Raw genomic sequence first — 12,710 nt, 5'->3', positions numbered from 1 at the left:
CCCGCCCCCAAGCACTATGTACCCCCCCCCCCACCCACTACGTGGCGGCGCGCCCCCCCGCCCCCCCGCCCCCCCCCCACCAACCAACCCACCCCCGGGGGCCCCCCGGCCCCCGCGGCCGTGGAGGCGATGACCGGATGAGGATCGTCTGTGTGGGCGGAGGGCCGGCCGGGCTGTACTTCTCGATCTCGGCGAAACTGCGGGACGCCGGGCACGAGATCATCGTTCTGGAGGCGGATCCGCCCGAGGCCACCTACGGCTGGGGCGTCGTCTACTGGAGCGACCTGCTGGACATCCTGCACCGCAACGACCCCGAGAGCGCGCGGGCGGTGAGCGCCGGCTCCGTGCTCTGGCAGCAGCAGGACATCCGCGTGCACGGCAACCGGTACGACGGCACCGCGCACTTCGGCGGCTACGGCTACAGCATGGGCCGCGCGGCCCTCCTGGACGTCCTGGCCCGGCGTGCGCGCTCGCTCGGCGTGGACGTACGGCACGAGCGCCTCGCCGACCCCGCCGACCTGCCCGACGCCGACCTGGTCCTGGCCGTCGACGGCGCGGGCAGCCGGATCCGGCAGAGCCGTGCCGAGCACTTCGGCCCGCGCATGGAGACCGGCCGCAACCACTACATCTGGCTCGGTACCGACCGGCAGTTCGACAGTTTCGTGTTCGCCTTCGAGGAGACCGAGGCGGGCTGGATCTGGTTCCACGCCTATCCGTCGTTCAAGGGGATCAGCACCTGCATCGTGGAGTGCTCCCCCGAGACCTGGCAGGGCCTCGGCCTCGACAGGCTGGACGAGGACGACGCCGTACCCCTGCTGGAGAAGATCTTCCACCGCGCCCTGGCCGGCCACTCCCTGATCAGCAGGTCACGGGGTGCGCCGGCGAAGTGGCAGCGGTTCACGCACATCGCCAACGAGACCTGGGTCGACGGCACCGACGAGGGCCGGCCCGTCGTGCTGGCCGGCGACTCGGCCCACACCACGCACTTCACGCTGGGCTCCGGCACCCGGCTCGCCATGATCGACGCGATCGTGCTGGCGTACGCCCTGAAGGAGTTCCCGGATCCGCGGGTGGCGCTGCGCGAGTACGACCAGCACCGCCGCGCGGAACTGCACGCCGTCCAGGCGGCGGCGCGCACCAGCATGGCCTGGTTCGAGCAGCTCGACGACTACCTGGACCGCGACCCGGTCGACTTCGCCTACGCGATGTCGGTCCGGCAGGGCCGTCAGTCCCCCTGGCGCTACCAGGCCCACCTCGCCATGCAGCTGAAACCGGTACGCCAGGCCCGGCGGGCCTACGACACGGGCAACCGCTGGTACCGGGACCGGAAGAGGGGCGAGGCACCGCTGCCGCTGCTGGGACGGTCCCTGCGGGGCGACCGCTGAGACCGGCGCGGGGGGCTGGTACGGGAGGAGAATGCGGAACCGTTCCTGCTGGGCGGGCGCCCCAGGATCCGTCTGCTCGGGCCCGCCGTCGGCTCAGCTCCGCGGTACCCCCGAGGACCCCCGTACCATCAGCTCCCCCCGGACCGTCGCGATGCCGCCCGGCGGGGGCTCCTCGCGGCCCATGGCGATGCGGCCGGCCCGGGCGCCCGCCTCCGCCAGCGGCAGCCGTACCGTCGTCAGCGACGGCACGGCGTCGATGCTGAACGGCAGGTCGTCGAAGCCGGCCACCGACACGTCCGCCGGGATCCGCAGCCCCGACTCCCGCAGCGCCGCGCACGCCCCCAGCGCCACCGAGTCGTTCGCGGCCACCACCGCCGTCAGCGACGGGTCGCGGCGCAGCAGTTCGAGCGTCGCCTCGTACCCCGCCCGCCGGTCGTAGCGCCCGTGCACGGTCCAGCGCGGGTCCTCCTCGATGCCCGCGTCGGCCAGCGCGGCCCGGTGGCCCTCCAGGCGGTGCCGGGTGGTCGTCCGCTCCTCCGGGCCCGCGATGTAGCCCAGCCGCCGGTGGCCCAGACCGATGAGGTGCTCGGTCAGCTGCCGGCCGCCGCCGCGGTTGTCGAAGGTCAGGGCCACCGCGTCGGTGTCCGGCGCCGGCGGGCGCCCGCACAGCACCACCCGGGTCCCCGCGTCCGCCAGCTTGCGCAGTTTCGACGCCACCGCCGCCGCGTGCGGCGCGTTCTCCATCGCGCCGCCGGTCAGGATGACCGCCGCCGCCCGCTGCCGTTGCAGCAGGGTCAGATAGGTCAGTTCACGCTCCGGCGACCCCCCGGTGTTGCAGACCACCGCCAGCCGCTCGCCGCCGGCGCGCCCGCCCGGGCCGCCGATCTCCGCCTGGATCGCGCTCGCCATGATCCCGAAGAACGGGTCGGCGATGTCGTTGACGAGGATGCCGACCAGGTCGGAGGTGGCCGCCGCGAGCGCGCTCGCGGGCCCGTTGAGGACGTAGTCCAGCTCGTCCACCGCCCGCAGCACCCGCTCCCGCGTGGACGCCGCCACGGGGTAGTTGCCGTTCAGTACGCGCGACACCGTCGCGGGCGAGACCTGGGCGCGGGCCGCCACGTCCGCCAGGGTCACCGTCATCTCGTCATCCTCCGGTCGCGCGTCTCTTCGTACGCCGTCGTACACAGCCTGATCAAAGGAAGCCCCCTTGCCGTGCAGACCATAAGGCCATTCACTCCTGGTGTTCGCCCCCTCGAACAACTCGACCCCATCACGGTCTTGTACAGACCAGTGGTCAAAGGCTAGCTTCAGACCATATAGAAAGCGCTTGCTGCGTCAGTGAGGCGCATGCGGACGAAGGGAATCACGTGACACGCAAGACGGTGCGTATCGCCATGAACGGCGTGACCGGGCGCATGGGCTACCGCCAGCACCTCGTCCGCTCGATCCTCGCGCTGCGCGAGCAGGGCGGTCTCGACCTCGGCGACGGCACCGTGCTGTGGCCGGAACCGATCCTCGTCGGCCGCCGGGAGCACGCGCTCCGCGACATCGCCGGCCGGCACGGACTGTCCGACGAGCACATCTCCACCGACCTGGAGTCCGTGCTCGCCGACCCGACCGTGGACATCTACTTCGACTCCCAGGTCACCTCCGCCCGCGAGGAGGCCCTCCGGCAGGCCATCGCCGCCGGAAAGCACATCTACACCGAGAAGCCGACCGCGACCGGCCTGGAGGGCGCCCTGGAGCTGGCCCGGCTGGCGAACGCGAAGGGCATCAAGCACGGCGTCGTCCAGGACAAGATCTTCCTGCCCGGCCTGCTGAAGCTGAAGCGGCTCATCGACGGCGGCTTCTTCGGCCGGATCCTGTCGGTCCGCGGCGAGTTCGGCTACTGGGTCTTCGAGGGCGACTGGCAGCCCGCCCAGCGCCCGTCCTGGAACTACCGCGCGGAGGACGGCGGCGGCATCGTCGTCGACATGTTCCCGCACTGGGAGTACGTGCTGCACGAGCTGTTCGGCCGGGTGAAGTCCGTCCAGGCCCTCACCGCCACCCACATCCCGCAGCGCTGGGACGAGGGCGGCAAGCCCTACGACGCCACCGCCGACGACGCCGCCTACGGCATCTTCGAACTCGACGGCGGCGCCATCGCCCAGATCAACTCCTCCTGGGCGGTCCGCGTCAACCGCGACGAACTGGTCGAGTTCCAGGTCGACGGCACCGAGGGCTCGGCGGTCGCCGGGCTGCGCAACTGCCGCGCCCAGCATCGCAGCGCGACCCCCAAGCCGGTGTGGAACCCGGACATCCCGGCCACCGAGGTCTTCCGCGACCAGTGGCAGGAGGTCCCGGACAACGGCGAGTTCGACAACGGCTTCAAGGCCCAGTGGGAGCTCTTCCTCAAGCACGTCTACGCCGACGCCCCCTACCACTGGGACCTGCTGGCCGGCGCCCGCGGTGTGCAGCTCGCCGAGCTGGGCCTGCGGTCCTCGGCGGAGGGCCGCCGTATCGACGTACCGGAGATCTCCCTGTGACCATCCAGCTCCCGGGCGCCGACGGGGCGCTGCGGACCTACGAGCCGCGCACCGAGCCGCTCGCCGTCACCCCCGGCACCCCCCTCACCTCCCGTACGGTCTTCTCGGCGGCCCATGTCGTCGCCGACCCGTTCGCCGACGTCTCCCCGGACTCGCCGGCCGCCGTCGACTGGGACGCCACCCTCGCCTTCCGCCGCCACCTGTGGTCGCACGGCCTGGGCGTCGCCGAGGCGATGGACACCGCCCAGCGCGGCATGGGCCTGGACTGGGCGGGCGCGGCCGAGCTGATCCGCCGCAGCGCCGCCGAGGCGCAGGCGGTCGGCGGCCGCATCGCCTGCGGCGTCGGTACCGACCAGATCACCGGCGGCACGCTCGCCGAGATCCGGGCCGCGTACGAGGAGCAGCTCGCGCTCGTCGAGGAGTCGGGCGCCCAGGCCATCCTGATGGCCTCCCGGGCGCTCGCCGCCACTGCCTCCGGCCCCGAGGAGTACCTGGAGGTCTACGGCCACCTCCTGCGCCAGGCCGCCGAGCCGGTGGTCCTGCACTGGCTGGGCCCGATGTTCGACCCGGCGCTGGCGGGCTACTGGGGCTCGGCCGACCTGGACGCGGCCACCGACACCTTCCTGGAGGTCATCGCCGCCCACCCCGACAAGGTCGACGGCATCAAGGTCTCCCTGCTGGACGCGCAGCGGGAGATCGACCTCAGGCGGCGGCTGCCGCAGGGCGTCCGCTGCTACACCGGCGACGACTTCAACTACCCCGAGCTGATCGCCGGCGACGAGCAGGGTTTCAGCCACGCCCTGCTCGGCATCTTCGACCCGCTGGGCCCGCTCGCGGCGCAGGCGGTACGGATCCTGGACACGGGCGACACGGCGGGCTTCCGGGCGCTGCTCGACCCGACGGTGGAGCTCTCCCGCCATCTCTTCCAGACCCCCACCCGCTTCTACAAGACGGGCGTGGTGTTCCTGGCCTGGCTCGCCGGCCACCAGGCACACTTCACCATGGTCGGCGGCCTGCAGTCGGCCCGTTCCCTCCCGCACTTCGCCCGCGCCTACGAACTCGCCGACGGCCTGGGCCTGTTCCCCGACCCGAAGCTCGCCGAGGACCGGATGAAGACCCTCCTCGCGCTGTACGGAGTGACCCGGTGACCGGCGACCTGTCCCGATTCTCGATCAACCAGATGACGGTGAAGCAGCTGTCGCTGCCCGAACTGGCCGGCGCCTGCCTGGAACTGGGCGTGCCCGCCGTCGGCCTGTGGCGGGAGCCGGTGCAGGCCTACGGCGTGGAGGCGACCGCCAAGCTGGTCCGGGAGGCGGGCCTGACCGTCACCACCCTGTGCCGGGGCGGCTTCCTCACCGCGATCGACCCCGAGGCGCGGGCGGCGGCCCTCGCCGACAACCGGCGGGCGGTCGAGGAGGCGGCGGCCCTCGGCACCGACACCCTCGTCCTGGTCTCCGGCGGCCTGCCCGCGGGCTCCCGGGACCTGCACGGGGCCCGGGAGCGGATCGCGGACGCGCTGGGGGAGCTGGGCCCCTACGCGGAGCGGCACGGGGTACGGCTGGCCATCGAGGCGCTGCACCCGATGTACGCCTCCGACCGCTGCGTGGTCTCCACCCTCGCCCAGGCCCTGGACCTCGCGGAACGCTTCCCCGCCCACCAGGTCGGCGTCACCGTGGACACGTACCACATCTGGTGGGACGACCAGGCGCCCGCGCAGATCGCCCGGGCCGGCGCGGGCGGCCGTATCCACACCTTCCAGCTCGCCGACTGGACCACCCCGTTGCCCGAGGGCGTCCTCAACGGCCGCGGCCAGATCGGCGACGGCGCGATCGACATGCGGGAGTGGAAGGGGTACGTGGAGGCGGCCGGTTACACCGGGGCCATCGAGGTCGAGCTGTTCAACGAGGGGCTGTGGGCGAGAGACGGGCAGGAGGTACTGGCGGAGACGGCGGCGCGGTTCGTGTCGCACATTGCGGACTGACGGGTCCGTGGCCTGCCTGCTTCCTGCACTGACGGGCAGGCCACGGCCCTGAGATCGGGTGCGACACCCGGGCCTCAGCTACTGACACGCCCGTCCCGCACGGCCCCGACGAACGCGGCCCAGCCGTCCGCCGAGAAGACCAGCGCAGGGCCGGTCACGGATGCGGCGGCGTTTTGTTCGGATGACAACGAACTCGTCAAGTTCCTCGGGGGTGTAGTTCGGCCGGTAGGCGCAGAAGAGTGCGCGCGCGTAGTCGTCGGTCTGGAGTACACCGGGAACCAGCGAGAGCGCGAACTGCTGGATCAGCGTGGCCTGTTGCTCCAACTCGGCCACGGCGGCGTGTCGCCGAGAGCAGGGGTGCGCGGTTGCCGCGTGGGGACCGACCTGGTCCGGTTGACCCTCGACCTTGTGCAGGGCCCAGAGTGCTGGGTGTGGAGAACGACATGCGCAGCATCGGAGAGATGGCCCGCGACAGCGGTCTGGGCGTAAGCGCCCTGCGGTTCTACGACCGTGCCGGTGTGCTGGTCCCGGCCTGGGTGGATCCGGTGAGCGCATACCGCTGGTACGAACCCGAGCAGCTTGAAGAGGCCAGGCTGCTGGCCTGTCTGCGCCGGGCCGGGATGCCGCTGGCGGACATCCGGCTGGTGCTGGCCAGTTGGTCCGGCGCGGACACCGATCTGGTCCGGAAACTGCTCGAGGCGCACCTGCGCCGTCTCGAACAGGGGCTGACCGATGCCCGCAGCGAGTTCTCCGCACTCCGAGCACTACTCGATCACCGGGAGAATGTCATGACCTCGCTCCGCAATGACACCGTCCGCCTGTCCGTCGCCGCGCCGGAGCTGGCAGCCGCGCTGGACACGGTTCGTTTCGCGGCGAGCACCGACCCCGAGCTGCCGATGCTCGGCGGAGTCCTGTTCGACATCGAGGGCGAGAGCCTTCATGTCGTGGCCACCGACCGGTACCGAATGGCGGTCGCGCAGGCCGGTGTCGCCGGGCACGACGGGAGCCGAGTGCAGGTCATCGTGCCCACCCCGCTCGCCGACGCGATGCGGGCGCTGCTGGACGGCGAGGGACCTGCGCGACTCTCTCTCGACGGTGACCGCGTGACACTGGAGGCTGGAGACAGGCAGGCGGCCGGTCAGTGCCTCGACCACGACTTCCCCGACTACCGTCGTCTCCTGCCCCAGGCCGGCAGGCGCCGCACCGTCGTCGAGGTGGCGGCCTTCCGGCAGGCTCTGGAGACCGGTCCTGTCCGCTCCGGGGAGGCCGGAGCGGACGACCTCAGCGTGCTCGGGGTGGAGGACGGCGGCACGGTGACCCTCTGGGCTGATGTCGACGAAGACCCGAACCGTGTCGCCCTCAACCGTGAGTTCTTGCTGGCCGCGCTGGCCGCCGGGGCCCGTGACCGACTGATTCTGGAGTTCGGCGCGCCCACCGCGCCGATCGCGATCCGCCGACCGGACGACGAGGGCGCCTTCTCGATGCTGATGCCGGTCCGTCTGGAGAACTGACGGTACAGGCGAACATCCACCGCTCCCGCCGGAACCTGTGTGAAGCCTTCTTCACACAGGTCTTTTTTATATTCCCTGTTCAGTTCGGCCGACCGTCCGAATTTGCTGTGGTTCACCTGTCGGTTCGGGATTTTTTCGTTTCACTGGAACCGAGTCGTGCCTGGTCGTGTCTATAGGGTTCGAGTCAGCCGCAAGGGCGAGCAAAGGGCTCTGAATTGCGGTTGGAAAAGGCAATTGAAAACCAAGGAGTTCCCTGTGAACATGCGTATCGCCACCGTTGCCGTGGCCTCCGCCACGCTGGTCGCCGCCGGTGCCACCGCCGCCGTCGCCGCCCCCGCCCCGGCTCCCGCCATCACCGTCAGGGCGAGCGCCACCAGCATCAGGCTGGGCGACGTCGTCACCTTCTCCGGCAAGGCCACCGGCCTCAAGGAGGGCAGCAAGGTGACCCTCCAGGTCAAGGACGGCAGGAAGTGGGTCTCGCTGCCCGCGACCGCGAAGATGCACAAGGGCGCCTACAAGGTCGGCGACAAGTTCGAGAAGAAGGGTGTCGAGGTGCTGCGCGTCAAGGACGGCAACACCGTCTCCAAGAACGTGGCCGTCACCGTCCGCTGAATTCGATCCCGGTGTGTCAATACGTCGGTAGCCCCTGACCGATGCCTCTGAGACGCCTCTGAGACCCTGCCCCACCCCGTCCGATCCGGGGTGGGGCAGGTGTCGTCGGGGCGCGTGCGCGCCCTGTGGATCTTAGGGATCCTATGGGCCACCTGTCTTTGCCGCCGCCTTGGATTGTTCTTAATTGCCTCACAGGGCTTCATCATCCGGCCGAGCCGCCGTGGCCCCGGAAAAATCTTCCGCACCCCGTACAACCATCCCCCCACCCGGCCGGTCGTACCTGGCGTCAGAACTTCGGAGGGGGATCTGGGGGGATCGCGGGGGTTCTGACGGAGGGGGTGAGCCGAGGGGGTTCGATCGACGGATCGGGCCCCCTCGAAGCGTGCCCGGCCCCTGTCGGGGCGTCCGGCTGGTTCCCATGTTGTTCGTGGGTGCCGCGTGCCCCAGGCTGCTGCTGAACGGGACGACTTGTTCGACTCGGGGGGCGGCTCTCGTGCTGCGTATTCACTTCACGCCTCAGGACCTGACCCGCGTCCGGGTGGCGAGCGCCCCCGACCCGCTCTGGGAGATCACCTGCAGCCTGCACCGGTTACAGACCTCACGGGGCCGCTGGGCGTACGCCGACTGGTACCGGGAGACCCGCGTCACCCTCGTCGGCACCCAGCTCGGCGCGGCCGTCCGGCGGCTGCTGGTCCCGGTGCTGCCCCGGGCCCGCTACCTGCCCGACTTCCTCACCCCGCACGCTTCCGCCGACGGCCTGGACCGCGGGCTCGCGGCGATCGTCGACACCCCGCCCGAGCGGGTCGCCCTCGAGATACGGACCCTGGACCGGATCACCGGCGCCCCCGACTGGGCGCCCCGGCTGCGCGAACGCGAGGCCCGCGAGGATCTCACCGGACTCCTGCGCGCCTACCACGAAGCGGTCATCGCGCCCCACGAGAGCCGCATTCACGCCACGATCGCCGCGGAGCGCGCCCTGCGGGGCCGGGACGCCCTCGCGACCGGGCTCGACGGACTGCTCGCCGGTCTGTCACCCGCCGTCCGCTGGCACCCGCCGGTCCTCCACGTCGACTACGTCGAGGACCGGGACCTGCGCCTCGACGGCCGCGGACTGTGCCTGATCCCCTCCTACTTCTGCTGGCAGTCACCGATCTCGATGGCCGACGACACCCTTCAGCCGGTGCTGGTCTACCCCGTGCACGGCCTCCGCGCGCCCGCCCCCGAACGCCCGCCCGAGGTCTCGCTCGCCGCGCTGCTCGGCCGTACCCGCGCGGCCGCGCTGCGGTCCCTCGCACTGGGCGCGACCACCTCCGAACTGGCCGGGGTCCTGGGGGTGTCGGTGCCCACGGCCTCCCACCACACCACCGTGCTGCGCGACGCCGGCCTGGTCTTCAGCCACCGCCACCACAACACGGTGCTGCACACCCTCACGCCACTCGGCGCCGCGCTGCTCAGACCGACGAGCGACGCCGGGGCGTCAGCCGAGTGAGCCCCGGGTGTCCTGGCCGAGCAGGGCCGCGGCCCGCGTCAGGGCCTGCCTGCGGTGCTGCCAGACCTCCTCCAGGCGGGCCCGGGTCCGTGCGGGCTGCCGTCGCAGGAAGACTTCACGCTGGTCATCGCCGGTGCGGCGCAGGCCGCTCACGCCGTCGCAGCGCTGATCGGCCGTCGCGGCGGCGCGCTGCTCCCGCGCCAGCTTCGAGGCGCTCGCGCCCTTGACGGCCTCGGCCCGCAGCGACTCGATCAGCGCGGCGGGCGTCTGCGCCGGCCGGCCGGCGTCGGCCATGCAGCGCTGCCAGCGCCCCAGGGCCTTCTGGTAGGCGGGGGCGGTGGCCAGGTACCGCTGGAGGAGCTGGTCGACGTCCTGCGGTACGAGGGTGTCCTCCAGGGCGGCCCGTACGGTGCCGTACAACTCGGCCCGCGCCTTGGCTGTGCAGCCGCCCGTGGCGTAGGTCCCGCTCGCCCCGCTGGGCAGGGTCAGCGGCGCCGACCGGTCGGCCGGCCCGTCGAGTGCGGCGGAGTAACGGGTCTGTGCGGTGGCGGACAGGGAGCGGACGTACCGGTCCTGGGCCGTGGGGCCGTTGTTCATGCTGCCCAGCGCGGTGGAGACGCCGTAGCCGGGTGCCGAGCGGGAACCGATCGACTCGGCCGTGGTCGCCCCGGCGGGTGGCTGCGGGCCCGCGCTCGTGACCAGGAAGCGCAGTCCCCGGTCGCGCATGCAGCGCTGGGTGAGGAGCTGCGAGGCGCCGAAGAGCTGCCAGCGCTGACGCAACGCGGTGGCGTCGTTGGTAAGGACGGCTGCGGCGTGACCGGACTCCCGCGCCGCCGGTGCCGCCTCGGCCGAGGCGGCCGTGCCCGGTCCGGTGCACGCGGTCGCGGCCGTGCAGACCAGGGTCACGACGAGGATCAGCAGGGGCAGGTGGCGTGTCGGTGCGTGCCCGGCACGGCGGTGCGGGAGCTCTGTCATGGGTGATCGCCCGTCATCCAGTGGCCTCAGAGGGCCCGGTCAGCAGTTGGAGGTCCAGAAGTTGCTGCTGATCGAGTCGTTGAAGCTGGTCGAGGTGCCGGGCCAGACGAGGTTCGCGAAGTTGCTGTTGGACCAGTCCTTGGGCAGGCAGGCGGACAGCCCGGAGTAGTTGATGTCGCGCCACACCTCGACACCCAGGCCGCTCGTCCCGTGGTTGTACCCCGAGGAGGCGCAGTCGCTCCATGTCCCGGTGGAGCAGCTGGAGTGCGAGTAGGCACCCCAGTTGGCGTTGGCGCCGGAGAACTTGCCCGGCCCGTCGCCGTAGCCCGAGTTGACCCAGAAACAGAAGTAGGTGCTCGGGCAGTCCCCGATGGCCTGCGGGGAGACCGCGGCGGAAGCGGTCGTCCCGTGTACCGCCTGCGGGGCGGCGGCGGCCGGCTTGGCGGCCGGGGCGACGGAGTGCCCGTCGGCGGCGGCCGCGCTGCCGGGAAGGGTGAGGCCGATGAAGGCGGCCAGGGCGGTGGCGGCGAGCGCCGCGGCTAAACGGAAGGATCTCATGCGAATTCCCTCTTTCTGGAGATTTCTGGGGCTGTTCGTGCGTGATGAGTGATATTGCCAACCGGGGCCGAGGGCGGCCATCACGTTTCACGGGGATGAAAAGTCCCAGGTGCAGAGGGGGAGTCGGGTGCTCCGTATGCGCCCAGTGCTCCGGCACGGGCTTCTAGAAGAACACCCCGCACCGCAGCAGCACGTTCGCGTACGGCCGGGCCTCGCCCGTGCGGACCACCAGGTGGGCGCCCGCCGACAGCTCCTTCAGCCGTTCGTGCGGGACCAGGGTCAGGTCGGGGAAGTGCCCGTCCAGCAGCCCGGCCGCGGCCGGATTGGCCCCGCGTATCTCGGTCGCCGCCGTGGCGCCCTCCACGACCAGCTCGGACACCAGGCCCTCCAGCACCTCGGCGAAGGACGGCACCCCGGCCCGGAAGGCCAGGTCCACGACCCGCGGCCCCTGCGGGATCGGCATCCCGGCATCGCAGACCAGCACCCCGTGCCCGTGCCCCAACTCCGCCAGCGCACCGGAAAGATGCCGGTTGAGGATCCCCGCCCGCTTCACAGCGTCTCGCCTCGCTCACCTGTTCCGGGCACACTGTCCGACCTCTTGCCGGGGGTCCGGGGGGTGTCCCCCGGACGGGCACAGCACGGTGCCTCGACCTCCGCCGCCGTCGGGTACGAGTCCTGCGCGCCCCGCTTCGTCACCGCCGCCGCCCCGACCCGGGCCGCGTACGCCGCCGCCTCGGCGAGCGACGCGCCCGCCCCGAGCCGTACCGCGAGGGCCGCGGTGAACGCGTCCCCGGCGCCCGTGGTGTCCACCGCGTCCACCTGCACGGAGGGGATCGACTCGACCCCGTGCCCGTCGGCGACCAGCGCGCCCGCCGCGCCCAGAGTCACCACCACCGACTTCGGGCCCCTGGCGAGCAGGAGCCGCGCCCAGTCGGCCGGTTCCTCGCTCACGCACGCCTCGCCGAGGAGCACCTTCGCCTCGTGCTCGTTCACGATCAGCGGGTCGCAGGCCGCGAGGACCTCACCCGGAAGGGGCCGCGGCGGGGACGGGTTGAGCACGAACCGGCTGCCGGGAGCGAGGTTCCGCACCACCTCCACCACCGTCTCCAACGGGATCTCCAGCTGTGCGGAGACCACCCGGGAGGTGTGGAAGAGGCTGACCGCGGCCCGTATGTCCGCCGGTGCGAGCCGCCCGTTCGCGCCCGGCGAGACCACGATGCTGTTGTCGCCGGAGGGGTCCACGGTGATCAGCGCGACGCCCGTCGGCGCCCCGCCCGCCAGCACGCCCGCCGTGTCCACCCCGGCCGCCCGCTGCGAGTCGAGCAGCAGCCTGCCGTGCGCGTCGTCGCCGACCCGGGCCAGCAGGGCGGTGCGGGCACCGAGCCGGGCGGCCGCGACCGCCTGGTTGGCGCCCTTGCCGCCGGGGTGCGTGGCGAGGTCGCCGCCGAGCACGGTCTCACCGGCGGCCGGCCGCCGCTCGACCCCGATCACCAGGTCGGCGTTGGCCGATCCCACGACCAGGAGGTCGTAGTCGTACATGAAGTGACTCCCTAGGAAAACGAGTTGAGGGGGGGGGGGGGGGGGGGGGGCCGCCCGGCCGCGCCCGGGAGGCTGCCCGCCCGGACACCCCCCCCCGCCCGAGCCGAGCCACCCACACCCCACCCCCCAAAAGAG

General features: G+C 72.0%; 13 protein-coding genes. 7 read left to right on the top strand and 6 right to left on the bottom strand.

Annotated elements, in window-relative coordinates; translation table 11 throughout:
• Positions 1-137 precede the first annotated feature (137 nt).
• Entirely contained in the window at positions 138-1,385 is a 1,248-nt protein-coding gene (locus tag ACWGJB_RS46815) for an FAD-dependent monooxygenase (RefSeq protein ID WP_453386140.1), read from the top strand.
• Positions 1,386-1,478: 93 nt separating this feature from the next.
• Here the strand turns inward: ACWGJB_RS46815 and ACWGJB_RS46810 are convergent, their stop codons facing one another.
• Positions 1,479-2,525, bottom strand: a complete 1,047-nt coding sequence (locus ACWGJB_RS46810; RefSeq protein ID WP_450755985.1) for a LacI family DNA-binding transcriptional regulator — start codon at positions 2,523-2,525, stop codon at positions 1,479-1,481.
• Between the two features lie 227 nt (positions 2,526-2,752).
• Here ACWGJB_RS46810 and ACWGJB_RS46805 point away from each other — a divergent pair, with 227 nt between their 5' ends.
• Genes ACWGJB_RS46805 through ACWGJB_RS46795 form a run of 3 tightly spaced genes read left to right on the top strand, consistent with a single transcriptional unit; the run spans position 2,753 to position 5,891 of the window.
• Entirely contained in the window at positions 2,753-3,910 is a 1,158-nt protein-coding gene (locus tag ACWGJB_RS46805; protein WP_453386139.1) for a Gfo/Idh/MocA family protein, read from the top strand.
• Positions 3,907-5,058, top strand: a complete 1,152-nt coding sequence (locus ACWGJB_RS46800) for a dihydrodipicolinate synthase family protein (protein WP_453386138.1) — start codon at positions 3,907-3,909, stop codon at positions 5,056-5,058. Before ACWGJB_RS46805 ends, ACWGJB_RS46800 begins: the two co-directional genes overlap by 4 nt.
• Before the next feature lie 32 nt (positions 5,059-5,090).
• Positions 5,091-5,891, top strand: coding sequence for a sugar phosphate isomerase/epimerase family protein (locus ACWGJB_RS46795; RefSeq protein ID WP_453386182.1), 801 nt, complete (start codon positions 5,091-5,093; stop codon positions 5,889-5,891).
• 78 nt (positions 5,892-5,969) lie between these two features.
• Here ACWGJB_RS46795 and ACWGJB_RS46790 read toward each other — a convergent pair whose 3' ends face one another.
• Positions 5,970-6,224 carry a Scr1 family TA system antitoxin-like transcriptional regulator gene (locus ACWGJB_RS46790; RefSeq protein ID WP_453386137.1) on the bottom strand — a complete coding sequence of 85 codons (255 nt, stop codon included), beginning with the start codon at positions 6,222-6,224 and terminating at the stop codon, positions 5,970-5,972.
• A 110-nt stretch (positions 6,225-6,334) separates the two neighbouring features.
• Here ACWGJB_RS46790 and ACWGJB_RS46785 point away from each other — a divergent pair, with 110 nt between their 5' ends.
• The 3 genes from ACWGJB_RS46785 (at position 6,335) to ACWGJB_RS46775 (ending at position 9,503) form a co-directional block, all read left to right on the top strand.
• On the top strand, positions 6,335-7,402 hold the full coding sequence (locus tag ACWGJB_RS46785) for a DNA polymerase III subunit beta family protein (protein WP_453386136.1): 1,068 nt from the start codon (positions 6,335-6,337) through the stop codon (positions 7,400-7,402).
• Positions 7,403-7,663: 261 nt separating this feature from the next.
• Positions 7,664-8,014 carry a hypothetical protein gene (locus ACWGJB_RS46780; protein WP_453386181.1) on the top strand — a complete coding sequence of 117 codons (351 nt, stop codon included), beginning with the start codon at positions 7,664-7,666 and terminating at the stop codon, positions 8,012-8,014.
• A gap of 493 nt (positions 8,015-8,507) precedes the next feature.
• Entirely contained in the window at positions 8,508-9,503 is a 996-nt protein-coding gene (locus tag ACWGJB_RS46775) for a DUF5937 family protein (protein WP_453386135.1), read from the top strand.
• On the opposite strand, the gene ACWGJB_RS46770 is transcribed toward ACWGJB_RS46775, so the two are convergent.
• The 4 genes from ACWGJB_RS46770 to ACWGJB_RS46755 form a co-directional block, all read right to left on the bottom strand.
• On the bottom strand, positions 9,492-10,478 hold the full coding sequence (locus tag ACWGJB_RS46770) for a hypothetical protein (RefSeq protein ID WP_453386134.1): 987 nt from the start codon (positions 10,476-10,478) through the stop codon (positions 9,492-9,494). The genes ACWGJB_RS46775 and ACWGJB_RS46770 overlap by 12 nt on opposite strands.
• Before the next feature lie 39 nt (positions 10,479-10,517).
• A complete protein-coding gene (locus ACWGJB_RS46765; RefSeq protein WP_453386133.1) occupies positions 10,518-11,036 on the bottom strand; it encodes a peptidase inhibitor family I36 protein in 519 nt (172 codons plus the stop codon).
• 163 nt (positions 11,037-11,199) lie between these two features.
• Entirely contained in the window at positions 11,200-11,589 is a 390-nt protein-coding gene (gene rbsD / locus ACWGJB_RS46760; RefSeq protein ID WP_453386132.1) for a D-ribose pyranase, read from the bottom strand.
• Positions 11,586-12,575 (bottom strand): ribokinase, encoded by a 990-nt coding sequence (locus ACWGJB_RS46755; RefSeq protein ID WP_453386131.1) that lies wholly within the window; start codon positions 12,573-12,575, stop codon positions 11,586-11,588. The genes rbsD and ACWGJB_RS46755 overlap by 4 nt, the downstream gene beginning before the upstream one ends.
• Positions 12,576-12,710 lie beyond the last annotated feature (135 nt).

It is taken from the genome of Streptomyces sp. NPDC054813, assembly GCF_053611365.1.
The sequence above is the reverse complement of the archived record's forward strand: the minus strand, read 5'-3'. Positions and strand labels throughout refer to the sequence as shown.

Coding starts and splice junctions, on each gene's coding strand:
- ACWGJB_RS46765 (WP_453386133.1), bottom strand. CDS start 11,036: ATGAGATCCTTCCGTTTAGCCGCGGCGCTCGCCGCCACCGCCCTGGCC.
- ACWGJB_RS46785 (WP_453386136.1), top strand. CDS start 6,335: ATGCGCAGCATCGGAGAGATGGCCCGCGACAGCGGTCTGGGCGTAAGC.
- ACWGJB_RS46770 (WP_453386134.1), bottom strand. CDS start 10,478: ATGACAGAGCTCCCGCACCGCCGTGCCGGGCACGCACCGACACGCCAC.
- ACWGJB_RS46815 (WP_453386140.1), top strand. CDS start 138: ATGAGGATCGTCTGTGTGGGCGGAGGGCCGGCCGGGCTGTACTTCTCG.
- ACWGJB_RS46810 (WP_450755985.1), bottom strand. CDS start 2,525: ATGACGGTGACCCTGGCGGACGTGGCGGCCCGCGCCCAGGTCTCGCCC.
- ACWGJB_RS46755 (WP_453386131.1), bottom strand. CDS start 12,575: ATGTACGACTACGACCTCCTGGTCGTGGGATCGGCCAACGCCGACCTG.
- ACWGJB_RS46795 (WP_453386182.1), top strand. CDS start 5,091: ATGACGGTGAAGCAGCTGTCGCTGCCCGAACTGGCCGGCGCCTGCCTG.
- ACWGJB_RS46780 (WP_453386181.1), top strand. CDS start 7,664: ATGCGTATCGCCACCGTTGCCGTGGCCTCCGCCACGCTGGTCGCCGCC.